This is a genomic window from Novosphingobium sp. SG919, assembly GCF_012932495.1.
Taxonomy (GTDB): domain Bacteria; phylum Pseudomonadota; class Alphaproteobacteria; order Sphingomonadales; family Sphingomonadaceae; genus Novosphingobium; species Novosphingobium rhizosphaerae.
In genome coordinates, this window is record NZ_JABCNG010000001.1 from 1,318,546 (window position 1) to 1,340,470 (window position 21,925).

The 21,925-nt window shown below is 66.0% G+C and carries 21 protein-coding genes and 1 tRNA gene; 14 read left to right on the forward strand and 8 right to left on the reverse strand.

The features are described from left to right. Nucleotides 1–8 precede the first annotated feature (8 nt). The 3 genes from FHT19_RS05915 to FHT19_RS05925 are packed head-to-tail and all read right to left on the reverse strand — an operon-like array spanning nucleotide 9 to nucleotide 4,034. Complete coding sequence (locus FHT19_RS05915; protein WP_169474271.1) at nucleotides 9–542, reverse strand: YcxB family protein; 534 nt, start codon at nucleotides 540–542, stop codon at nucleotides 9–11. Further along, nucleotides 539–2,086 carry an anthranilate synthase component I gene (gene trpE / locus FHT19_RS05920; protein ID WP_169474272.1) on the reverse strand — a complete coding sequence of 516 codons (1,548 nt, stop codon included), beginning with the start codon at nucleotides 2,084–2,086 and terminating at the stop codon, nucleotides 539–541. The genes FHT19_RS05915 and trpE overlap by 4 nt, the downstream gene beginning before the upstream one ends. Nucleotides 2,087–2,090: 4 nt before the next feature. Continuing rightward, the gene (locus FHT19_RS05925) at nucleotides 2,091–4,034 is read right to left on the reverse strand and encodes a peptidylprolyl isomerase (RefSeq protein WP_168554680.1); all 1,944 of its coding nucleotides are present in this window, start codon (nucleotides 4,032–4,034) and stop codon (nucleotides 2,091–2,093) included. 276 nt (nucleotides 4,035–4,310) lie between these two features. Here FHT19_RS05925 and tpiA point away from each other — a divergent pair, with 276 nt between their 5' ends. The 3 genes from tpiA to FHT19_RS05940 all read left to right on the forward strand — a co-directional run bounded on the left by tpiA (nucleotide 4,311) and on the right by FHT19_RS05940 (nucleotide 7,388). Then, nucleotides 4,311–5,081: a triose-phosphate isomerase gene (gene tpiA / locus FHT19_RS05930; RefSeq protein WP_168554681.1), complete on the forward strand. Its 771-nt coding sequence runs from the start codon at nucleotides 4,311–4,313 to the stop codon at nucleotides 5,079–5,081. Nucleotides 5,082–5,156: 75 nt separating this feature from the next. Further along, the gene (secG, locus tag FHT19_RS05935; protein WP_169474273.1) at nucleotides 5,157–5,552 is read left to right on the forward strand and encodes a preprotein translocase subunit SecG; all 396 of its coding nucleotides are present in this window, start codon (nucleotides 5,157–5,159) and stop codon (nucleotides 5,550–5,552) included. Nucleotides 5,553–5,756: 204 nt separating this feature from the next. Then, on the forward strand, nucleotides 5,757–7,388 hold the full coding sequence (locus tag FHT19_RS05940; RefSeq protein WP_168554683.1) for a CTP synthase: 1,632 nt from the start codon (nucleotides 5,757–5,759) through the stop codon (nucleotides 7,386–7,388). Nucleotides 7,389–7,478: 90 nt separating this feature from the next. On the opposite strand, the gene FHT19_RS05945 is transcribed toward FHT19_RS05940, so the two are convergent. After that, nucleotides 7,479–7,943 carry an Hsp20 family protein gene (locus FHT19_RS05945; RefSeq protein WP_168554684.1) on the reverse strand — a complete coding sequence of 155 codons (465 nt, stop codon included), beginning with the start codon at nucleotides 7,941–7,943 and terminating at the stop codon, nucleotides 7,479–7,481. Nucleotides 7,944–8,113: 170 nt separating this feature from the next. Between FHT19_RS05945 and grxC the strand changes: the two genes are divergently transcribed. The 4 genes from grxC (at nucleotide 8,114) to FHT19_RS05965 (ending at nucleotide 9,877) form a co-directional block, all read left to right on the forward strand. Continuing rightward, complete coding sequence (gene grxC / locus FHT19_RS05950; protein WP_179504576.1) at nucleotides 8,114–8,389, forward strand: glutaredoxin 3; 276 nt, start codon at nucleotides 8,114–8,116, stop codon at nucleotides 8,387–8,389. Continuing rightward, the gene (locus tag FHT19_RS05955; protein ID WP_169474274.1) at nucleotides 8,386–9,240 is read left to right on the forward strand and encodes a carbon-nitrogen hydrolase family protein; all 855 of its coding nucleotides are present in this window, start codon (nucleotides 8,386–8,388) and stop codon (nucleotides 9,238–9,240) included. The genes grxC and FHT19_RS05955 overlap by 4 nt, the downstream gene beginning before the upstream one ends. Beyond that, nucleotides 9,237–9,746 carry a DUF1178 family protein gene (locus FHT19_RS05960; RefSeq protein ID WP_169474275.1) on the forward strand — a complete coding sequence of 170 codons (510 nt, stop codon included), beginning with the start codon at nucleotides 9,237–9,239 and terminating at the stop codon, nucleotides 9,744–9,746. The genes FHT19_RS05955 and FHT19_RS05960 overlap by 4 nt, the downstream gene beginning before the upstream one ends. Nucleotides 9,747–9,800: 54 nt before the next feature. Further along, nucleotides 9,801–9,877: transfer RNA gene (locus tag FHT19_RS05965), tRNA-Arg, on the forward strand. Between the two features lie 227 nt (nucleotides 9,878–10,104). On the opposite strand, the gene FHT19_RS05970 is transcribed toward FHT19_RS05965, so the two are convergent. The 3 genes from FHT19_RS05970 to FHT19_RS05980 all read right to left on the reverse strand — a co-directional run bounded on the left by FHT19_RS05970 (nucleotide 10,105) and on the right by FHT19_RS05980 (nucleotide 12,755). Further along, a complete protein-coding gene (locus FHT19_RS05970; RefSeq protein WP_169474276.1) occupies nucleotides 10,105–11,001 on the reverse strand; it encodes a histone deacetylase in 897 nt (298 codons plus the stop codon). 104 nt (nucleotides 11,002–11,105) lie between these two features. Beyond that, entirely contained in the window at nucleotides 11,106–11,540 is a 435-nt protein-coding gene (locus FHT19_RS05975) for a GNAT family N-acetyltransferase (RefSeq protein ID WP_168554689.1), read from the reverse strand. A 72-nt stretch (nucleotides 11,541–11,612) separates the two neighbouring features. Next, nucleotides 11,613–12,755: an FAD-dependent monooxygenase gene (locus FHT19_RS05980; protein WP_248290285.1), complete on the reverse strand. Its 1,143-nt coding sequence runs from the start codon at nucleotides 12,753–12,755 to the stop codon at nucleotides 11,613–11,615. 162 nt (nucleotides 12,756–12,917) lie between these two features. Between FHT19_RS05980 and FHT19_RS05985 the strand changes: the two genes are divergently transcribed. From FHT19_RS05985 to FHT19_RS05995, 3 genes are all read left to right on the forward strand, one after another. Continuing rightward, nucleotides 12,918–15,407, forward strand: a complete 2,490-nt coding sequence (locus FHT19_RS05985) for a TonB-dependent receptor (protein ID WP_248290286.1) — start codon at nucleotides 12,918–12,920, stop codon at nucleotides 15,405–15,407. A 112-nt stretch (nucleotides 15,408–15,519) separates the two neighbouring features. Continuing rightward, the gene (locus FHT19_RS05990) at nucleotides 15,520–16,437 is read left to right on the forward strand and encodes an NAD-dependent epimerase/dehydratase family protein (RefSeq protein WP_169474278.1); all 918 of its coding nucleotides are present in this window, start codon (nucleotides 15,520–15,522) and stop codon (nucleotides 16,435–16,437) included. A 45-nt stretch (nucleotides 16,438–16,482) separates the two neighbouring features. After that, nucleotides 16,483–17,496 carry a LysR family transcriptional regulator gene (locus FHT19_RS05995; protein WP_168554692.1) on the forward strand — a complete coding sequence of 338 codons (1,014 nt, stop codon included), beginning with the start codon at nucleotides 16,483–16,485 and terminating at the stop codon, nucleotides 17,494–17,496. A 39-nt stretch (nucleotides 17,497–17,535) separates the two neighbouring features. On the opposite strand, the gene FHT19_RS06000 is transcribed toward FHT19_RS05995, so the two are convergent. Then, the gene (locus FHT19_RS06000) at nucleotides 17,536–18,000 is read right to left on the reverse strand and encodes a helix-turn-helix domain-containing protein (protein WP_169474279.1); all 465 of its coding nucleotides are present in this window, start codon (nucleotides 17,998–18,000) and stop codon (nucleotides 17,536–17,538) included. Nucleotides 18,001–18,105: 105 nt separating this feature from the next. Here FHT19_RS06000 and FHT19_RS06005 point away from each other — a divergent pair, with 105 nt between their 5' ends. The 4 genes from FHT19_RS06005 to FHT19_RS06020 all read left to right on the forward strand — a co-directional run bounded on the left by FHT19_RS06005 (nucleotide 18,106) and on the right by FHT19_RS06020 (nucleotide 21,913). After that, on the forward strand, nucleotides 18,106–18,918 hold the full coding sequence (locus FHT19_RS06005) for an SDR family oxidoreductase (RefSeq protein ID WP_169474280.1): 813 nt from the start codon (nucleotides 18,106–18,108) through the stop codon (nucleotides 18,916–18,918). Continuing rightward, nucleotides 18,915–20,501: an NAD(P)/FAD-dependent oxidoreductase gene (locus tag FHT19_RS06010; protein WP_169474281.1), complete on the forward strand. Its 1,587-nt coding sequence runs from the start codon at nucleotides 18,915–18,917 to the stop codon at nucleotides 20,499–20,501. Before FHT19_RS06005 ends, FHT19_RS06010 begins: the two co-directional genes overlap by 4 nt. Then, complete coding sequence (locus tag FHT19_RS06015; RefSeq protein WP_246865893.1) at nucleotides 20,498–20,740, forward strand: hypothetical protein; 243 nt, start codon at nucleotides 20,498–20,500, stop codon at nucleotides 20,738–20,740. Before FHT19_RS06010 ends, FHT19_RS06015 begins: the two co-directional genes overlap by 4 nt. A 135-nt stretch (nucleotides 20,741–20,875) precedes the next feature. Further along, nucleotides 20,876–21,913 carry a VOC family protein gene (locus FHT19_RS06020; RefSeq protein ID WP_169474282.1) on the forward strand — a complete coding sequence of 346 codons (1,038 nt, stop codon included), beginning with the start codon at nucleotides 20,876–20,878 and terminating at the stop codon, nucleotides 21,911–21,913. The last annotated feature ends 12 nt before the right edge of the window (nucleotides 21,914–21,925 follow it).

Genomic DNA, 21,925 nt, shown 5'->3' on the forward strand with positions numbered 1-21,925 from the left:
TCGGTCTTCTACAACCCCTGTTTCACGCCGGCTAGGTTGAGACATTGCTTGAGAGCGGCCAAATTGGCTTCGCCGAGCTGGGCCTTTGGCAGGCAGAAAAAGGTCAGCCTGGTCTTGCACAGCAGGAGCAGCCGATCGTTTTCCAACCAACCGCTGATGTGGGACCAGGGCAGGTTGGCGGTTTCGAACGGGCCGACCGAGTGCAAACCCTCGCTGTCGAAGCTGAACTGGTATGGCGAACTTGCCGATGGCTGTTGCGCATAGAGCTTTTTGGCCGTGCGCGGAAGGAGCAACAACACCGAGAGGAGAAGACCTGCGTATGCGCCTGTTGCGGCAGCGAAGGCGATTATCGCGTCATCCAGCAACTTCGTCCACGAAAACGCGGGGTATTCTGACGTCAGAAAAATGATCGCCAGATAGACAGCGCCGACCGGCAGGATAAAGCGCAGGCTGGCAGCAACAGTCCATCTGCTTTTCGCTCTGAGCCGATTGGCCGCGAGATAATCCGCGTAAGTCATCGTGATGGTGACTTCGTTGCTCACTGCCCAAACGCCGGTTCGGCCGCGACGCGGATGGCTTCCCGGGCGGCGGCGAAGAGGGCGCCGGACTTGTGCTCGCATTCGCGTTGTTCGGCGGCGGGGTCGCTGTCGGCCACGATGCCGGCCCCGGCCTGGACGTGCATCACGCCTTCCTTGAGCACGGCGGTGCGCAGCACGATGCAGCTATCGACCGAGCCATCGGGCGCGAAATAGCCGACGCCGCCGGCATAGGCGCCGCGCGTTTCGGGTTCGAGTTCGGCAATGATCTCGCAGGCACGCACCTTGGGCGCGCCGCTGACGGTGCCGGCGGGGAAGCCGGCGAGCAGGGCATCGACCGAGTCGGCGCGGCTCGTGTCGAGCTGGCCGATCACGTTGGAAACGATGTGCATCACGTGGCTGTAGCGTTCGATGGTGTAGCTTTCGGTGACTTTCACCGTGCCGGCGGCGGCCACGCGGCCCACGTCGTTGCGGCCGAGGTCGAGCAGCATCAGGTGTTCGGCGCGTTCCTTGGGATCGGCCAGCAGGCTTTCCTCGTTGGCGCGGTCTTCGGCCGGGGTGGCGCCGCGCGGGCGAGTGCCGGCGATCGGGCGGATCGTCACTTCCCCGTCGCGGATGCGCACCAGGATTTCCGGGCTCGACCCGATCAGGGAAAAGCCGGGCAGATCGAGGAAATAGAGGAACGGCGAGGGATTGATCCGGCGCAGCGCGCGATAGAGCGCCATTGGCGGGAGGGGGAACGGCGCGGTGAAGCGCTGCGCCAGCACGACCTGGAAGATATCGCCGGCGGTGATGTAGTCACGCGCGCGGGCGACCATCTGGCCATAGCGTTCGGGTGCCATCTGCGGTTCGCGCACCAGATCGACCGGCTCAGGCAGGCGCGGATCGGCCGGCAGCGGGCCGTGCAGGCGGGCAAGCGCGGCATCAATCCGGTCGGCCGCGCGGGCCAGCACCACCTCGGGCGTGCCTTCACCGGCCCAGACCGGTGCCACGGCGGTCAATTCGTCGGTCAGCCGGTCGAACACCAGCAGCACGGTGGGGCGGACGAACAGCATGTCGGGCAATTCGAGCGCGCTTTGTTCGGCACGCGGCAATTTTTCCACCAGGCCGATGGTTTCATAGCCGAAATAGCCCACCAGGCAGGCGAGCGTGGGCGGCAGGCCTTCCGGCACGTCGATCCGGCAGCGTTCTACCAGCGCGCGCAGTTCTGCAAGGCTGTTGCCGGGCAGCGCGGCAAAGGCCTCGCGGTCGGTCTGCCACGTGATGTTGACCTCGGCCGCGGGACCAGTGGCGCGGAACACCAGGTCGGGATCGAGCCCGACCAGGCTGTAGCGCCCGCGCACTTCGCCACCTTGCACCGATTCCAGCAGGAAATCGCCGCGTTCGGGCACGAACAGCTTGCGCGCGGCGCTCACCGGGGTTTCGCTGTCGGCAATCAGCTTGCGCCAGACCAGCGCCGGCTTTCCGGCCGCCAGCGCGGCGAGGGCCTCCGCGCTGTTTTCGGGCTGGGCGCCGGTGGGCGGCGCGGGACGCGACAAGGTCTGGGTCATGGTCTTACTGGGCACCGACAAGCTTGGCATTGAGCGCACGCAGCGCGGTTTCATTGCGGGAAACGCCCACGCTCTTGCGGATCGCGAGGCGCAGTTCCTCGGCGAGCTCGCGGCCCATGTCGAGGCCGAACTGCTTGCCCGCCTGGCCCAGGAAGGGATCGCCGGCCGGGATCGTGCCGGGCGTCACGTTCTTGAGCGCGATGACATAGAAGCCGGCCTTGTTCGGTGCTTCGAGCGGCTTGGACGTGCCCTTGGACATGGCGAAGAGCAGCACCAGCGGCGGCGGCAGCTGGCGTCCGCTCTGCTGCATGGCGGCCAGCTGTTCGCGGGTGATGCTCACCGGCTGGGCCGGGGGCAGCGTCACGCCCAGGGCCTTGAGCGCATCGGCCAGCGAAGCACCCTTGGCCATGGCATCAAGCACCTTGGTCGACGCTTCCTTGGCCTTGGCCACGCCCTGTTCGGTGGCGAAATCACGCGCGACCTGGTCCTTGATCTGCGCCAGCGGAGCAGGGGATGCCGGGGTGATCTGGCCAACGTCATAGATCGCGATGCGCTTGCCGTCGGCCAGCGGGGTTACCTGGCCTTCGCCTTCGTGTTCCATGGCAAAGGCACCCTGGAGCAGTGCGGCGACATCGGCGGGTGCCTTTTGCCCTGCTTGGCCGAACACGGTGCCATCGGCGGTCAGCGCGGGCGTGGTGGCCAGCGTCAGCCCCTGGGCCTTGGCCACGTCGGCGAGGCCGGTGTGGTTTTCGAATTCTTCTTCCAGGCGGGTCGACAGGTCGAGCAGCGCGGCGTGGCGCTTTTCCACCGTCAGATCCGCCACGATTTCGGACCGGGCCTGCTCCAGCGTCTTGCCGGGCTTCTTGACCACGGCATCGACGCGGATCACGTGCCAGCCAAGGCCGCTCTTTGCCGGGGTGGCGACTTTGCCCTGGGCCGCGGCAAACACGGCATCGGCCACGGCGGCAGACGTCTGCCCAGCCAGCTTGTCACGCGTAAGATCGGCGATCTTGCTGGCGGCAAGGCCCTGGGCACGGGCGGCGGCCTCGATGCTGGTGCCACCGGCCACTTGCGCGGCAAGCGCCTGCGCGGCGGCCTGGGTCGGCACGACGACCTGGGTCACGGTGCGCGTCTCGCTGGGCGCATAACTATCGGCCTTGGCCTTGTAGCGGGCGGCGATATCCGCGTCGCTGGGGGCGGGCACATTGGCCAGCGTGGCTTCGTCGATCACGGCATAGCGCACGGTGCGGCGTTCGGGCTGCTGGTAGCGCGCGGCGTTGGCCTTGTAATAGCCGGCCAGCACGTCATCCGAAGGCTTGTCCTTGCTCGCAAAGGCCAGGCTGGGCAGGAAGGCGATGTCGCCGTCGCGCTTTTCCTTGAGCATGGCCGCATAGCGCGCGGTGGCCGAAGCGGGCAGCGCCGTGCCGACGGAAACCGGCGAGAGCACCTGGCGCACGATCAGGCTTTGCGTGATCGACTTGCGCACGGCCGCGTCGGTCAAGCCGCGCTGGGCCAGGAACGCGCGATAGACCGCATCGCTGAACTTGCCATCCGGGCCCTGGAACGCGGGCTGCTTGGCGATTTCGCTGTCGACCAGGCGGTCGGAGACACCCATGCCAGAGCGCGCGGCCCATTCCTGCAGCGCGGCGCGGTCGGCCAGGCCGGTGAGCGCATCATTGAGCACGCCCTGGGCGAGGAACTGCTTCATCGTCAGCGTCGGGTTCTGCTCCCGTTCCTGATCGAAGGCAGTGGTGATGGTCTTTTCCAGCTCTGCCACGGCCACCTGGCTGCGGCCGACAGTGGCCGCCGCTTCGCCGCCGCCGGTCTGGCCGACGCGAAGGCCGGTCACGTCGGCGCCGGCAAAGGCCAGGGCAAGGAGACCGATGAACACCAGGGCGAAAAGCGCGCCGATGCGGGAATGGATCAGTTTACGAAACAGCGAGAGCATGGGATGCGATCAAATCCGCCATATATCTTGGTTGGCCTGCCTTAGGAGGCTTGCGCCGATCCCGCAATGCCTGTGGCGGGTGCCGGGGCGGGGCGTTTGGCCTGCCCGGCGCACGGCACTTCATCGCGCGGGCCTTGCGCTGGCGGGCCAATTGCAGGCAAGGGGATTGCAAGGAATCGGGATTCTGCAATCCGCCGGCCGGCAGGTGCCGTGCCGGCAGGGGCGGATTGCCAGCACCCGGTCACGGGGCAAACAGCACGAGGGACAAGGCCTGCCATGGCACAACGACCATACATCGTCGGGAACTGGAAGATGAACGGAAGCCGGGCCATGATGGCCGAGGCCCGCGCAATCGACCGGGCCGCGGCGCGCCATCCCCAGGTGGATATCGCGCTGGCCCCGCCCTTTCCGCTGATCGGCCTGCTGCGCGAAGCGGTGACCGGCATCGGCGTGGGCGGCCAGGATTGCCATACCCAGGCCAAGGGGGCCCACACTGGTGACGTTTCGGCCGCGATGCTGGCCGATATCGGCGCCGACTTCGTGATTCTGGGCCATAGCGAGCGCCGCCGCGACCATGGCGAAAGCGATGCCCTGGTGCGTGCCAAGGCCGATGCCGCCCTGGCCGCCGGGCTGGGCGTGATCATCTGCGTGGGCGAAACCCTGGAAGAACGCGACAGCGGCCGGGCCGAGGCCGTGGTTGCCGGGCAAGTCGATGGCTCGCTGCCGACGGGCGACGCCGCGCTGGAAGCGGCCAATGCCGGCAAGCTCGCCGTCGCCTATGAACCCGTCTGGGCGATCGGCACCGGCCGCGTGGCCGACGTGGAAGACGTGGTGGCGATGCACGCGGCCGTGCGGGCGCGCCTGGTGGCGGCCTATGGCGAGGCCGGCAGCCGCCCGCGTATCCTGTATGGCGGTTCGGTCAACGCCGGGAACGCCGCGGCGCTCCTGGCTGCGCCCGAAGTGGGCGGCGCCCTGGTGGGCGGCGCAAGCCTGACTGCCGATGCCTTTCTGCCGATCGTGGCAGCCGCCGGCGCGGGCGAGGGCTGAGAGTCGGGAAATCGGCCCCTTGCGCAAGGGGCCGGCGCGCCCTAAGTGCGCCGCAACAGTTTCAGGCGGAACCTCATGTCGCTCTTTATCTTCCTCACCGTCATCCAGGCGCTTGTCGCAGCAGCGCTGGTCGGCGTGATTCTCATCCAGAAGTCCGAAGGCGGCGGCCTTGGCGTGGGCGGCAGCCCGGCCGGCTTCATGTCGGCCCGTGGCGCGGCTGATTTCCTGACCCGCATGACCTCGATTCTCGCCGCGCTGTTCGTGGGGCTGAGCATCGTGCTGGCGGCCATGGCGGTGAACACCGGTGGCACGCGCAGCCTCGACACCTCGTTGCAGCGCACGGCCGATCCGCTGGCCGGGCAAAGCCAGCAAGGTGGGGCACAGCAGCCCGCGGCCCCGGCCGCTGATCCTTCGGCGGCGGCGGTTCCGGCTGCACCGGCCGATCCTTTGGGCGGCGCCGCCAAGCAGTAACACCGTGCAAGCATGAAGCCAGGCGTTCCCGCCGCACAGGCGGGGGCGCCGGTTTTGTTTTTGCGCACCCATTTCGTGACGGTCCCCGCGCCCGCAGGTGGCACGGGGACGGCCACGGTTCGTCTCGCGCTTGTGGATTGCCATGCCATTCGGCGTCGGTTCCGCTTGCGCTCCTGTCCCTTCTGACGCTAAGGCCCAACTCCCATGGCGCGGTACATTTTTATCACCGGCGGCGTGGTCTCCTCGCTCGGCAAAGGTCTCATGGCGGCAAGCCTCGCGGCGTTGCTCCAGGCTCGTGGCTATCGGGTGCGGATCCGCAAGTTCGACCCTTATCTCAACGTCGATCCGGGCACGATGAGCCCCTATCAGCACGGCGAAGTCTTCGTGACCGACGATGGCGCCGAGACCGACCTCGACCTTGGGCACTACGAGCGCTTTACCGGGGTTTCGGCCCGCCAGGCCGACAACATCACCTCGGGCCGCATCTATCGCGACATCATCGCCAAGGAGCGCCGCGGCGATTACCTGGGCGCAACCGTGCAGGTAATCCCGCACGTGACCGACGCGATCAAGGACTTCGCCCAGACCGAGACCGAAGACCTCGATTTCGTGCTGTGCGAAATCGGCGGTACGGTGGGCGACATCGAAGGCCTGCCATTCATCGAGGCGCTGCGCCAGCTGCACAACGAGCTGGACCGTGACCAGACCTGCTTCGTCCACGTCACGCTGGTGCCCTATATCGCGGCGGCGGGCGAGCTGAAGACCAAGCCCACGCAGCACTCCGTGCGCGAGCTGACTGGCCTTGGCATCCAGCCCGACATCCTGCTGTGCCGCTGCGAAAAGCCGCTGCCTGAGGGCGAGCGCGCCAAGATCGCGCAGTTCTGCAACGTGCGCAAATCGGCGGTGATCCCCGCGCTCGACGCCAGCAGCATCTATGCCGTGCCCTTGCAGTACCATGCCGAGGGGCTGGACGCGGAAGTGCTGCGCCACTTTGGCATGACCGCGCCCGAACCGAACCTGGCGGTGTGGGACGATATCGTCGACCGCTACCAGAACCCGGAAGGCGAAGTGACCATCGGCGTGGTCGGCAAGTATGTCGGCCTGCAGGACGCTTACAAGTCGCTCAACGAAGCACTGGCGCATGGCGGCATGGCCAACCGCGTCAAGGTCAACGTGCGCTGGATCGACGCCGAACTGTTCGAGCGCGAAGACAGCGAGATCGCCGCCCATCTTGAGCCGATGCACGGCATCCTCGTGCCCGGCGGCTTTGGCGAGCGCGGCTCGGAAGGCAAGATCGCCAGCGTGCGCTTTGCCCGTGAGCGAGGCGTGCCGTTCTTCGGCATTTGCCTGGGCATGCAGATGGCCTGCATCGAAGGTGCGCGCAACACGGCCGGGATTGCCGAGGCTTCGTCCACCGAATTCGGCCCGACCAAGGAGCCGGTGGTGGGCATCATCACCGAATGGATGACCGCCGAAGGCCTGGAAAAGCGCGAGGCTGGCGGCGACCTGGGCGGCACGATGCGGCTGGGCGCCTATGAAGCGCACCTGGCCGGCAACAGCCACGTATCGAGCATCTATGATGCCACCACGATCAGCGAGCGCCACCGCCACCGTTATGAAGTGAACGTCGCCTATCGCGATGCGCTGGAGCAGGGCGGCCTGCGCTTTTCCGGCATGTCGCCCGATGGACTGCTGCCCGAAATCGTCGAGCGGCCGGACCATCCGTTCTTCATCGGCGTGCAGTTCCATCCCGAACTGAAGAGCCGCCCGTTCGATCCGCACCCGCTGTTCAAGGGCTTCATCGCGGCGGCGGTGAAGCAGGCACGGCTGGTTTGATCCTGGCCTCGTTTCAGGGTTTCAACGCATGAAAAAGGGGCGCTGGCCGCATATGGCCAGCGCCCCTTCGTGTGTCAGGCTCTCAGTGGATCAGGCGGCCGCGCTGGCGTCGCCGCCGTCCACCACCGAAAGCGCCTTCTGGTTGCCGATCAGCACCTTCTTGGGCTTCATCGCTTCGGGCACTTCGCGCACCAGGTCGATGGTCAGGAGGCCATCGGCAAGGTCGGCCGCGCTCACCCGCACGAAATCGGCGAGTTCGAAGCGGCGTTCGAAGCTGCGGTTGGCGATGCCAAGATGCAGGTACTGCTTGTCGGCCAGATCGGCCTTGCTGCCCTTGACCACCAGCAGGTTCTGCTGCGCGGTGATATCGAGTTCCTCCGGCTTGAACCCGGCGACGGCCAGCGTGATGCGATAGGCATCGTCGCCCTGGCGCTCGATATTGAAGGGCGGATAGTTGTCACCGGCATTGGCGCGGGCCTGGCGTTCGAGCAGGTCGAACAGGCGATCGAAGCCCACGGTGGTGCGGCGATAGGGGGTGAAATCGAAACGGTTCATGGCAATATCCTCTTGTCGAGCAATCTGCACGTGCCCCGGCCCGGGAAACTCCGGCGCTGGAGCGGGTTGAAAGTGATGCGCCCGGCTTGCGGCGCGCCTCACGAACAACCATGTGTGGGCTGCGTCGCGCATTTCAAGGCCCCCATTTCACCATTTCAAGCGGAGCGAGCATGAGCCAGAGCCCAACCCCCAAGGTCGAAATCTACACCAAGTGGGGCTGCCCCTATTGCGTGCGTGCCAAGGCCCTGCTCGACGCCAAGGGCGTTGCCTATGAAGAGCATGACGTGACCATGGGTGGCCCGAAGCGCGCCGAAATGCTGGAGCGCGCGCCCGGCGCCGCCACGGTGCCGCAGGTCTTCGTCAACGACCAGGCGCTGGGCGGTTCCGACGATATCCACGCCCTCGATCGCGCCGGCAAGCTCGACGCGCTGCTCGGCCTCGCATGAGCGAAGCGGTAAAAGTCGCCCTGTTGCAGATGACCAGCGGGATCGACCCGCTGGCCAATGCCGCCACCATCGCCGATGCCGTGGCGCGCGCGGCGGGGGAGGGGGCGGCGATGCTGTTTACGCCCGAGATGGCCGGCCTGATCGATCGCGATCGCGCGCGCGCCGCGCCGCATATCGTGGCCGAAGAGGCCAACCCCGTGCTTGCTGCCGCGCGCGAGGCGGCGGCACGCCATGGTATCTGGGTGCACCTTGGCTCGCTGGCGGTGAAGCCCGATGGCGCCGCCAGCGCTTCGGGTGATGGGCGATCGGCCAACCGCGCTTTCGTGATCGACGCGGCAGGTGACATCGCCGCGCGGTACGACAAGATGCACATGTTCGACGTGGACCTCGCCACGGGCGAAAGCTGGCGCGAATCGGCCGCCTATCGACCGGGCGAAGCCGTGGTGACGGTGGCAACGCCGGTGGGGCGGCTGGGCCTGGCGATCTGTTACGATATCCGTTTTCCCGCTCTGTTCGAGGCACTGGGCCAGGCGGGCTGCGATTGTATCGCGATTCCCGCCGCGTTTACCGTGCCCACGGGCAAGGCGCACTGGCACCTGATGCAGCGCGCCCGCGCTGTGGAAGCGAGCGCTTTCGTCATTTCCGCTGCGCAGACCGGCCGGCATGAAGACGGGCGCGAAACCTATGGCCACAGCCTGGTGGTCGATCCGTGGGGTGATGTGGTGCTCGACATGGGGGCCGACGCCGGCCTGGGCTTTGCCGAAATCGATCCGGCGCGCACCGCGGCCGTGCGGCAGCAACTGCCGAGCCTTGCCAACAAGCGGCCCGTGCCCATATCGCACGTGTCATGATTGTCTTCGATCTGCAATGCACCGGCGGCCAGCACCGCTTCGAAGGATGGTTCGCCTCGTCCCGCGACTATGCACAGCAGCAGGAACGGGGGCTGGTTACCTGCCCGGTGTGCGGCAGCGACGACGTGGTCAAGGCAGTGATGGCCCCGGCCGTGGGGCGCAAGGGCAATCAGGCGCCCGCCATGCCTACGGCCGCGCCCGCGCAGAGCGCTGCGCCGGGCGGGGCAGCGGCACCAAAGAGCGCGCCGGCCACACCACCCCCATTGCCGCCCGAAGCAGTGGCCATGCTGCGCGCCGTCGCGCTGGCCCAGGCCGAGGCGATCAAGAGTTCGACCTGGGTGGGCGATTCGTTCGCCCAGGATGCCCGCGCCATGCATTATGGCGACAAGGATGTTGCCCCCATCCATGGCCAGGCAACGCCCGAGGAAGCGCGCGATTTGCTGGACGAAGGCATTGCCATCGCGCCGCTGCTGATCCCGGTGGCGCCGCCTGGCGAAGTCAACTGAACCGGGCCAAACGCACATTGCCTTGCCGCCACCACGCCCTTAAGAGAGGCGCGGGCGCCCGTAGCTCAGCAGGATAGAGCACCAGATTCCTAATCTGGGGGCCATGGGTTCGAATCCCGTCGGGCGCACCAACAAAATGCCCGGTCTCGTAGAGGCCGGGTTTTTTGTTGATGGGTCACAGGCAGGATTAGAAGTTCGAGCCGGAGCGCAGCGGAGGCCACGGGGCTGCAAGCCCCGTAATCCCGTCGGGCGCACCAACAAAATGCCCGGTCTCGTAGAGGCCGGGTTTTTTGTTGATGGGTCACAGGCAGGATTGGAAGTTCGAGCCGGAGCACAGCGGCGGCAACCGCTGGCGGGTTCAGCCAATCAGGGCACCCAGAGTGAGAATCGTGCGGGCGTGGCGGCGGGCCACGGCCTGGCGGTCTGCGCCGTAACCGCCGCCCAGCGTGCTGGCGAGGGGGATGCCGCGTCGCCAGGCTTGCGAGGCGACGAAGCGATCGCGCGCGGCAAGGCCTTCGTCGGTGAGGGCAAGGCGGCCCAGGCGGTCGTCCGCATGGGCATCGACGCCCCCCTGGAGCAGGATGAGGTCGGGGGCAAAATCATCGAGCACCGGCACGAGGGCGCTGTTCAGGGCTTCGAGATAGTCAGCGTCGCCGGTCTGGTCGGGCAGGGCCACGTCGAGCGAGGAGCGCGCCTTGCGGGTGGGGAAGTTCTTTTCGGCGTGGAGCGAGAGGGTAAAGATGTCCTGGCGCCCGGCGGTGAGCGTGGCGGTGCCATCGCCCTGGTGCACGTCGAGATCGAGAATCAGGACGCGCGCCACGTCGCCTTCCGCGATCAGCCGGTTGGCGGCCACGGCCAGATCGTTGAACACGCAATATCCCGCGCCGCTCTCGGCCAGGGCATGGTGGCTGCCGCCAGCGCTGTTGGCGGCATAGCCGTGGCGCAAGGCCAGCTTGGCCGCCAGCCAGGTGCCACCGGGCGACAGCTGCGACCGGCGCGCGATCGGCGGATCGATGGGGAAGCCGATGCGGCGCTGCTTTTCGGGCGGGACGGCGCAGGCCAGCACTTCCTGGACATAGGCCGGATCGTGCACCGCTTCGAGCCAGGCGGGCGGCATGATCTCGGGCGCGTGGACCGTCATCGGCGTGCCGCTTGCGTGCAGTGCCTGCATCACCAGCGCGTATTTGTCGTGCGCAAAGGTGCCAGGCCGATCGGCATGCACGACATAGCCGGGATGATGGACGACATGCAGCATGCCGGCTGCGTTACCGGCCCTGGTCGCGCGGGTCGAGCCGTCTTGCCCCAGTGGGCAGGCGCCAAACCCAGACCGGCCCACCGCGTGCGTTTTGCATCACGCGCTCAGGCAGCAAGGGGTGCCAGCGGTTTCTGCAGGAAAAAGCGGCTTTGCCCGCGCGGGTGGTCTGCCAGGGTGCCGAACACGGCAAAGCCGAGCTTTTCGTAAAAGCCGCGTGCCTGGAACGCATAGGTATCGAGCCAGATGCCGGCGCACCCGTGCGTGCGGGCAAGGGCTTCGGCCCGCGCCATCAGGGCTTCGCCATGGCCCTGGCCGCGATGGCTTGCGGGCACGGCGAGGAGTTCGATGAACAGCCAGTCGTAGGCGATCTTGCCCCACAGGCCGCCCAGTTCGGCGCCATCGGCATCGGTCAGCAGCAGCGCGACCGGGACGAGGCCGGGGTCGCCCCCTTCGCGCAGGTTATAGGCGCGCAAGGGGGCAAGGATGGCTTCGCGCTGCGCGTCGGTGGGGTGGGCGGCGTGGGTGATGGTAAGCGTCATGGCGCCGTTCTTGGCCGCAAACCGCGCGGGCGGCAACGGCCAAGGCTGGCGCTACGAGCGGCGTTGGGCGGTTCAGAACGGCTGGTTGAGCCGGTCGAGCGCGCCTTCCAGGATATGGGCATGCTCGGCCGGGCTGCCATGGGCAAGTTGCAGGCGGCCCACCGCGATCGAGCTATCGATCACGTCCTGGCAGCGCGGATAGCGGCGTTCCTGATAGGCATGCAGGCCGGCAGCCACGTCTGCCCCGGCGCGGGCGAGTTCCTCGGCCAGGACGATGCCGCTTTCCACCGCCATGCCCGCGCCAGAGGCGAGATGCGGAGTGGTGGCGTGGACGGCATCGCCGAGCAGGACCACGCGACCGGTGTACCACGGGCGCGGCTGGAGCGCGGCGGCAAGCGGGCGATAGTTGATCCAGTCCGCCGGGGTCATCGTATCGCGAATCCAGCCGGCATGGCCGCCGAAATCGGCCAGCAGGGCCTTGAGATCGTCGAACAGTTCCTGCTCGGTACGGAAGGTTTCGCGCTCTTCATGCGCGGTGAGCATCCACATGTAGATGCTGTCGGGGCTGCACGGCGTGATGCCGCAGGGGTTTTCGTGCCCGAGGTAGAATTCGCCCATGTCGAGCGTGGGCGGCTTGCGCATCGAGATGCGCCAGCAGCCCTGGCCGGTGGGCAGGGCGGGCGCCATGTGGGGGAATGCCAGGGTGCGCATGTGCGAGAAAACGCTGTCAGCGCCCACCACCAGGTCATAACGCCCGGCACTGCCGTCGGAAAACGTGACATCCACGCTATCGCCGCTTTCCGTGAGGTTGCTGACCGTCAGGCCCAGGCGCACCGGGATGGCCAGTTCGCGCACGCGGCCCTGCATGATCTTGTGCAGCACCGGGCGCATGATGCCCCCGGTGGCAGGCAGGCCTTCCTCGATCACCGGCTCGTCCAGGTCCTTGATATGCGCGCCGTCAAAGCGGAACAGCCGGGTCTTGTTGGTGATTGCGCCCTGCGCCTTGATCTGGTCGAGCAACCCCAGGCGGCGATAGGCCCGCAAGGTTGGCCCGGTAATGGTGATGCCCGCGCCATAGACGCGCCATTGCGGGTCCAGGTCGATCAGTTCGACCGACACGCCGCGTTCTGCCAAGGCGATGGCTGCGGCCATGCCGCCGATGCCGCCGCCAACGATCAGCGTCTTGGTGACGCCGGTGATGTTCTCCCGTTCCATGCCGCCATGGCTAGAGCGCAGCGCGAAGGACGCAAATCCGAAGCATGGATAGGCGCCCATCCACACAATCGGTAAGACGGGCCGGCATGATTGCCTTACGTGACGCCCCATGAGGTTTGCCGCGCCAAAGATGCGCGGAAATGCTCCGGGGAGGACTTGTACATGACAAAGATGCGCGCATGCGCCGGCTTTTCGGTTTCCGTTCTGGCTCTGGCCGTGGCTGCAACAGCGGCACGGGCACAGGACGCAGCGCAGCCGGTGGCACCCCAGCAAGCCACGCAGGGCGCCGCGAGCGGCGATACCGGCCTGGGCGAGATCGTGGTGACGGCACAGCGCAAGTCGGAAAGCATCCAGAAGGCGGCGATCGCGATCGATGCCGTTTCCGGCAACGACCTGATGCAACGCGGCGTGACCAACGCCCAGGACATCACCAAGCAGGTTCCAGCCATCAGCGTGACCAATGGCGGCGGATCGAACACCTCGATCTTCCTGCGCGGCGTGGGCAACGTGACCAACAGCTCGTACAACGATCCGGCCGTCACGCCCAGCTATGACGGCGTGGTGCTGGGCCGTGCGGCGGGCGCATTCTCGGCCGCGTTCTACGATCTCCAGCGGGTCGAAGTGCTCAAGGGGCCGCAGGGCATTCTCTATGGCCGCAACGCCACGGGCGGTGCCGTCAACATCATCCCGGCGCGCCCGGAACTGGGCAAGAACGGGATGGGCTTCAACCTGTCTTATGGCAATTACGACGCGGTCAACGTCGATGGCCACGTCAACCTGGCGCTGGGCGACAGCACGGCGCTGCGCGTGGCCGGCACCCGCCAATACCACAAGGGCTATAACCGCGATGGTTCGGACGATCTGGATCGCAGCGGGGTGCGTGCGCAACTGCTGTTCGAACCGAGTTCGGATTTCAGCCTGCGCCTGGGCGCGGACTGGACCAAGGTGGGCGGCGTCGGCACGGGCAGCAGCTATGTCGGCTCGTTCGATCCCAGCTACAATTTCATCCCCGCCGGGTTTGATACCAGCGAAGGCCTCAACACCAAGGCCGCCAATGCCTGGCGCCAGCAGCAGCTGGCGGCGCCGGGCTTCGGCTTCCTGAACGCGATGAACCGGCAGCAGTCGATCGACTTCACCTATTGGGGGGTGAATGCAGAGCTGAACTGGAACACCGGCCTGGGCAAGCTGACGATCATTCCGGCCTATCGCAAATCCAGCGGGGAAAGCTATTTCTATGGCCCCGCGTTCAACACTGCCTATGCCAATGAAACCGACAACCAGTTCAGCCTGGAAACCCGCCTGTCGGGAAGCAAGGGCATGGTGGACTATGTGCTGGGCGGGTTCTTCTTTGACGAAAAGATCAAGTCGGTCAGCGAGTACAACCAGGAATTCGTGCTACCGATCCAGTCATACACGCACAAGACCACGAGCTGGGCTCTGTTCGGCCAGTTGACCGCCCATGTGACCGACCGGCTGCGCCTGGTGGGTGGTGCGCGCTATACGCACGACCACAAGGACATGAACGGGATGATCAACAATTTCATCACGTTCTGCGGCGGTGCCCCCGATGGCGTGGCGCCCGAACTGATCACGCCGCCAGCTTCGTTCGCCTATGGCTGCGCCAGCCCCAGCGCCTTGCCGCGCTACCCCAACCTGCTCAGCACCGGGGCGACGATCGACTGGCTCAAGTCCAACGGCTGGATCTCGTCCAGCGCCACCGACCAGGCGAACGTGCAACTGTTCGACCTGACCACCGGCAAGGGGCAGATCCTCAAGACCTACAATCCGGTGGTGGCGCAGGGCAGCTATTCGCGCGTGACGTGGAAGGGCGCGGTGGAATTCGACGTGGGGCCGCGCTCGCTGCTCTATGCTTCGGCCGAAAGCGGCTATCGCGCCGGCGGGTTCCAGCTGGCCGAGGGGCGCCCCAGCTACAAGCCGGAATTCATCACGGCCTATACCATCGGTTCCAAGAACCGCTTTTTCGACAATCGCGTCCAGCTGAACCTGGAAGGCTTCCTGTGGAAGTACAAGGACCAGCAGATCACCTATTTCACCTATGATACGTCGGGCACGGTGATCAATTCCAACGAGAATGCCGGCCGTTCGACCATCAAGGGTTTTGACATCGACGCCATGGTGCGCCCGTTTGCCGGCACCACGCTGACCGGCAAGGTGCAATACCTCGATGCCAAGTACAACGATCTGCACCTCTATACCGCCGCCCCGCGCGACAACATCGGTTGCCCTTATACCTATACGGGGGCTTCGGCCGGTGGCGCGCCGGTCAAGGATTTCAACTGCTCGGGCAAGCCGCTGCTGTTTGCGCCCAAGTGGACGGTGAACCTGGGCGCCGAGCAGGTGGTGCCGGTGGGCCAGGAACTGGAACTGGTGGGCAACGTCAACACCGCCTGGCGTGCCGACCAGTGGGGCGCGTTCGAATACCTCGATTTCGAGCACATTCGCGCCTATTGGACCACCGACCTCGCGCTTACCCTGCGCAAGGCCGATGGCGGCTGGTCGCTCGGCGGCTTTGTCAGCAATCTGGAGAACAAGCGCCGGGTGGCAATGCCGCAGCTTTCGCCGATCGGCATGGCCGTTTCGCACTATGGCGCGCCGCGCACCTATGGCGTGCGGTTTTCGGCGAACTTCTGATCCGCAAGGCTGCATCGCATTTCCGGGCGCCGGGGGCCACACTGGCCCACGGCGCCCGTCTACCGTTATCCGTTTGACCGCGTTATCCTTCCGCACGAGGAGTTGCCATTCCATGACCATTCTCATCACCGGTGCCGGTGGCTTCGTTGGCCGCGAAATCGTTGCGCGCTTGCTGGCACAGGGACGGGGCGTGGTGGCCATGGACACCGTGCCCGACGGCATTCCCGACGGCGCGCGGGTGGTGGCGGGTGACCTGGGCGATGCGGCGGTGCGTGCAGCGGCGCTGGGCGAGGGGGTGAGCGCGATCATTCACCTGGCCACGGTGCCGGGCGGTGCGGCGGAAGCCGATCCGGCCGCCTCGCGGCGGATCAACATCGATGCCATGTACGATCTTCTGCTGGAAGCGACCGCGTTGGGCCGGCCGCGCTTTGTCTATGCCAGCTCGATCGCGGTCTACGGCGATCCGCTGCCCGCGCGGGTGGACGATGCCACGCCGCTCAGCCCCAAGATGATCTATGGCGCGCACAAGGCGATGATGGAGCATGCCGTCGCGCTGTTTGCCAACCGTGGCGCGATCGAGGGCGTGACGGTGCGGCTGCCCGGTATCCTGGCGCGGCCCAAGGGGCCATCGGGCATGAAAAGTGCCTTCATGTCCAACCTGTTCCATGCGCTCAAGGCCGGCGAAGAGTTCGTCTGCCCGGTTTCGGCCGGCGCGACCATCTGGGCGCAATCGGTGGCGGCCTGTGCCGACAATTTCCTGCACGCCCTGGCGCTCGATACCGCGCTGCTGCCGCCCACTTATGCCGTGACATTGCCGGCATTGCGGGTGACGATGGGCGATCTGGCCGCCGAAGTGGCGCGGCAATGCGGCGTTCGCGCCGATCTGGTCAGCTATGCGCCCGATGCTGCGCTGGAAGCGGCGTTCGGGGCACAGCCGCCGCTGGAAACGCCTGCGGCAGAGCGGGCAGGCTTTGCCCATGACGGTGATATTGCTAGACTGGTGGAAAGCGCGTTGGCGACACTGGCCTGACACAACAAGAAAACGGGCCGCCAACGCCGGGAAGAGGAACAAGCCATGCGTTTCCAACGACTGGATCTCAATCTGCTGGCGGCGCTTGACGTGCTGATGCAGGAAAAGAGCGTGAGCCTGGCGGCCGACCGGCTGTGCCTGTCGCAATCGGCCACGTCGAGCGCTCTGGGCCGCCTGCGTGAGTATTTCGGTGACGAACTGCTGGTGATGAAGGGCCGCTCCATGGTCCTGACCGCGCGGGCGGAGGAGCTGATCGAGCCGGTGCGCGCCGTGCTCGACCAGATCCGCACGACCATTGCCATTGCCCCGCCATTCGATCCGGCAACGTCGGATCGGCAAGTGCGGATCATGGCTTCGGACTATTCGACGCAAGTGCTGCTGGCGGGGGCTTTGGCCGAACTGGCCGAGCGGGCGCCGGGCATGCGCTTTGAAATCCAGCCGATGGGAGACAATCCGGTCGACGTGCTGGAGCGCGGGCAGATTGACCTGCTTCTGACCATCGACCTGGCGATCAGCGCCGATCATCCCAGCCAGTTGTTGTTCGAAGACGATTATGTGGTGGTGGGCGACGCGGCAAATCCGGCCCTGCACGGCGAGATGACGCGCGAGCGCTATTTCGAACTGGGCCATGTCACCGCGCGCTTTGGCAAGACGCGCACGCCGGCGTTCGATGACTGGTTCGTGCGGCGGCAAAAGACGCAGCGGCGGATCGAAGTGATCGCGCCGTGCTTCCTTTCGTTGCCTGGGCTGGTGGTGGGAACCCGCCGCGTGGCAACGATGCACCGCCGCCTGGCGCGCCAGATGGTCAAGACCCAGCCGCTGGTGATGCGCGAACTGCCTTTCGACATGCCGACCATCCGCGAAGCGGTCCAATGGCACATTTCCAACAACAACGACCGCCCGTTGCGCTGGGTGGTGGAGCAACTGGCTGCTTTCGCCAACGACGGCGAACAGTGCGACAGCAGCAACGTGGTGCCGATCGCCGAATTGCGCCGCGATGAAATGGCCATGGAATTCCAGCAGAAGCACGGCCACCTGGCGAGCAAGCCAAACGCCTGAGCGGCAAGGGCAGGCGTTCACGCAGGCGCGGCGGTCGCCTCAATCCTCGTCGCGCGTGTCGAACGCGGCGCGCGCGGCCGCGATGGCGGGGCCGCGCGCATTGACCCAGTCGATCAAGGCGCGCACCTGGCCGGCGAGATCGTGACCCAGCGGCGTGAGCGCATAGGACACGCGCGGTGGCACGTCGGCCGTGACGTGGCGCTCCACAAAGCCATCGCGTTCCAGCGCGCGTAGCTTGAGCGTGAGCACGCGCTGTGAAATCGCCTGCTCGGCCGATAGTTGCGAAAGCGCACGGCGCAAGTCGGCATGGCGCCAGGTGCCGATCATCAGCACTTGCAGGATAAGTGCGGTCCAGCGATCGCCCATCATGGCCATGACCGCGCGCGTGGGATCGGATCGCTGCGTGCCGTGGGCGGCCATGTCGGCTGCCAGGGCGATCAGGCCGGGGCGCAACGCGGCGGGAAAACGGGCGGTTTCCACTGTCACCTCAAGATCGCGTCCCATGGCCGGCCCTTCATGCCGGGACGGGCACAAAAATGTGCCTTCTTCCGGTTTGATGCATGACGATTAAGACCATCCCCAACACGACGATACAAGGGGAGAGAACACGTGTCTGTGGATGCAATCCGCATGGACGGCAAGGTTGCGATCGTCACCGGCGGGGCCGGCGGCATTGGCGCAGCGACGGCCCGCCTGCTCACCGCCCGCGGCGCCCGCGTGGCTATTGCCGACATCGCCTTTGATCGCGCGCGCGAACTGGCCGATGCGATCGATGGCGCGCTGGCGATCCACCTCGATCTGGAACGCGAGGACAGCGTGGAGGCGATGATCGCCGACACCGTGAAAGCATTCGGCCGGATCGACGTGCTGCACAACAATGCTGCACTGCTCGGCCCCGATATTGCGCAAAACGACGGCGACGTGGAGCACATGGCCACGGCGCTGTGGGACCGCACCTTTGCCGTCAACGTGCGTGGCACGATGATCGGCTGCCGCGCCGCGCTGCCCCACCTGCGCGCCACGCGCGGGAATATCGTCAACACCGTCAGCAACCTGGCGTTGCAGGGCCACATGATCCAGGCCGCCTATTCCAGCAGCAAGGCCGCGATCATCCAGATGACGCGCGCGATTGCCGCCAGCCATGGCGTGCACGGGGTGCGTTGCAACGCGGTGGCGCCGGGCATGACGATGACGCCGGCATTGCGCGAAGCCTTTCCCCCGGCGCTGCGCAAGGTGGTGGAAGACGAAACCCTGCGTGACCGCCTGGGCGCGCCGGAAGACATCGCCGAGGCGGTGGCGTTCCTGGCGAGCGATGCGGCGCGCAACATCACGGGACAGGTGCTGGTGGCCGATGGTGGTGGCGCCAGCCACGTGCCCGGCCTGGCCGGTTTCCGCGCCTTCTTTTCGGGAGAACACGCATGAGCCAATACGACATCGTGGTGATGGGCGGCGGGCACAATGGCCTTACCGCCGCAGCCTACATGGCCAAGGCCGGCAAGAAAGTGCTGGTGCTGGAAAGGAAGCCGCACTTTGGCGGCGGCGTTTCCACGCGTGAGTTGATCCAGCCCGGCTTCTGGCATGACGAGCACTCCAACGTGCACATCATGATCCAGGGCAATCCGATGCTGCGCGAAGACGAACTGGGCCTGCTCGGCCGGTTCGGCCTTGAATACATCTATCCCGAACTGCCGCACGCCTCGATCTGGGAAGATGGCACGATCGTGAGGTCGTGGAAGGATCTTGATCGCACCTGCGAGGAAATCGCCAGCTTCAGCCCGCGCGATGCCGAGGCCTATCGCAAGTTTGCCCGCGCCAGCATGGCAGCCCTGCCCATGTTCATGGGCGGCCTTTATGCCCCGCCGTTCCCGATGGGCGCGTTCGTGGCGATGATGGACCAGTCCGACGAAGGGCGCTTCCTGCTCGATGTGATGAGCCGCAGCGCGCTCGACGTGGTCAACCAGTATTTCGAAAGCGACCTATTGCGCCTGCACATCGTGCGCATGGTCACCGAGAACCTGCAGATGCCCGATGAACTGGGCACCGGGATGGGCGCGTTCCTGATGCCGGGCATCATCCACACCTATGGCTGTTCGATGCCCAAGGGTGGATCGGGCCAGCTCTCCAAGGCCTTGGTGCGCGCGATCGAGCATTTCGGTGGCGAAGTGCGCTGCAGCGTGGAAGTGAAGCGCGTGCTGGTCTCTTCGGGCAAGGCGGTGGGCCTGGAAACCAGCGAGGGCGAGACTTTCATGGCGCGCGACGGGGTGATCGGTGCGATCCACCCGCATGTGCTGCGCAAGTTCGTGGCGGAAACCCCCGAACCCGTGCTTGAGCGCGCCGAGCGGGTGACGCAGTCGACCTTCTCGATCAATCTCACGCATCTCACGCTCAAGGAGCGGCTCAAGCTCAAGGTTGGCAACGACACCAACGCGATGATGACCGAGCTGATGGATTTCTACACCATCCGCGACATGCTGCTGGAATACGACAAATTGCGCCGGGGTTTGACCGCGCCGCGCCTCATCGCCGGGGGCGACAACACCATTTTCGATCCCAGCCGGGCGCCTGCCGGGGCAGGGGTGTTCTATGGCGTCAACTTTGCGCCCTATGACTTGTTCGATGGCGGCCCGGCCGCCTGGGACGCGCGCAAGGAAGAAGTCGCCGATGCGGCCCTGGCGCAATATCGCAAGTTCTATTCCAACCTGACGGATGACAACATCACGGGTCGCCTGATCCGTTCGCCGATCGATCACGAGCGCGACAGCCCGGCCAGCTTCGTCAAGGGAGACATCCACGGCTGCGCTCCGTTCATGTACCAGTCGGTGGCGCACCGGCCCACGCCCGATCTCGGCTCTTTCCGGGTGCCGGGCATCGAAAGCCTCTATCTGGTGGGGCCGTTCATGCATCCGGGCGGCGGCGTGTTCGGTGCCGGCCGCGCCACGGCGATCCAGATGATGGACGACATGGGGATCGATTACGACAAGGTTTGCGGGAGGGACGTGCAATGAATGCTGCAGTGAACGCCGCCAAGAAGCCGCCGCAGATGCGGGTGCTCGACGCCAGCGACAAGGAACTGATGACCGTGCGCAAGATCGAGCGCGACGGCAATGCCCTGGTCATTCGCGGCAAGATCTTCGGGGCCATGCCGATGGTGGCCAAGCTGACCCCGGCAGAAGCACGCGCCGCGCTCAGGCTGCTCGATGCGCGCACCATCTGGTTCCTGTTGACCCTGCTGTTCCGCAAATGAGGGATCGGCCGCTGGTATCGATTTTGGTGATGCCAGCGGTCGATTTAATCCATGCGATCGAATTGCGGTGGATCAACAAACCCGCCGCGCCACCTCCGCATCATCCGGTCATGAACCAAAGGGAGATGTGCGGATATGGCGATTACCGGAATTCGGCGGCTGGTGTTCCTGGTCGATGACCTTGAGGCCACGAGCCGCTTTTTCGCAGACTATGGACTGAAGCCACAAGCGGCCGATGCCCATAGTGCCCAGTTCGAAGTGCTCAACGGGGCGCAAGTGCATCTCTTGCGCCGGGGGCATCCTGATCTGCCCAAGGGCAGCGTGCAGACCGGCATCGGCGTGCACGAGTGCGTGTGGAGCGTGGATACGCCAGAGGCGCTCGCCGCGCTGACCGCCGACCTGGCGCGTGACCACGAACTGACCGTGGATGCGCAGGGCGTGGTCCATTTCGTCACGCCGTTCGGCCAGGCCATCGGCCTGCAAGCGTGGCAGCCGCGCCCCGTGTTCGGCGCGCCCAGCCCGGCCAACACGCCGGGCCACATCGGCCGGCTCAACCAGCCGCGCAAGTGGCTGGCGCGCGCCTGCCCCAAGCGCATCCACCATTGCGTGTGGACGTTCTCCGATGTGCAGGAAGCGCTGGAATACTATCGCGACCGGCTCGGCTTTCGTCTCACCGATGTCCAGAAGGGCTTTGGCGTCTATATGCGCGCCGACGGCGCCTATGAACATCACAACATCTTCATCGCCAATGCCCATGCCGGGATGCCAGGCTTTGACGGCACGCTGAAGTTTCACCACGCCAATTTCGAAGTGGAAGACATCGACGAGATGATGGTGGGCAAGAACCATCTCGATCGGCTGGGCTATCGCTTCGAGGGCGGATGGGGGCTGGGCCGCCACCGCCTGACCAGCGCGGCGTTCCTCTACCTGCGCGTGCCCGAACTGGGCGGGGAGATGGAATATGGCGCCGATTGCGATTGCGTCGATGACAGCTGGAAAGTTCGGGTGTGGGACGGCGCCTTTGGCACGTTGATCTTCATGCACGATCTGCCGCAATGGCTGATGGCCGAACCGCGCTGGGACGTGGCCTATGCCGCGGCCGAACAGCTGCGTTACCTGCCTGCCGACCCCAAGCCGGTGGCGGCCGAAAACCTGGCCGAAGCGGCCGAATGAGGGAGAGGGGAA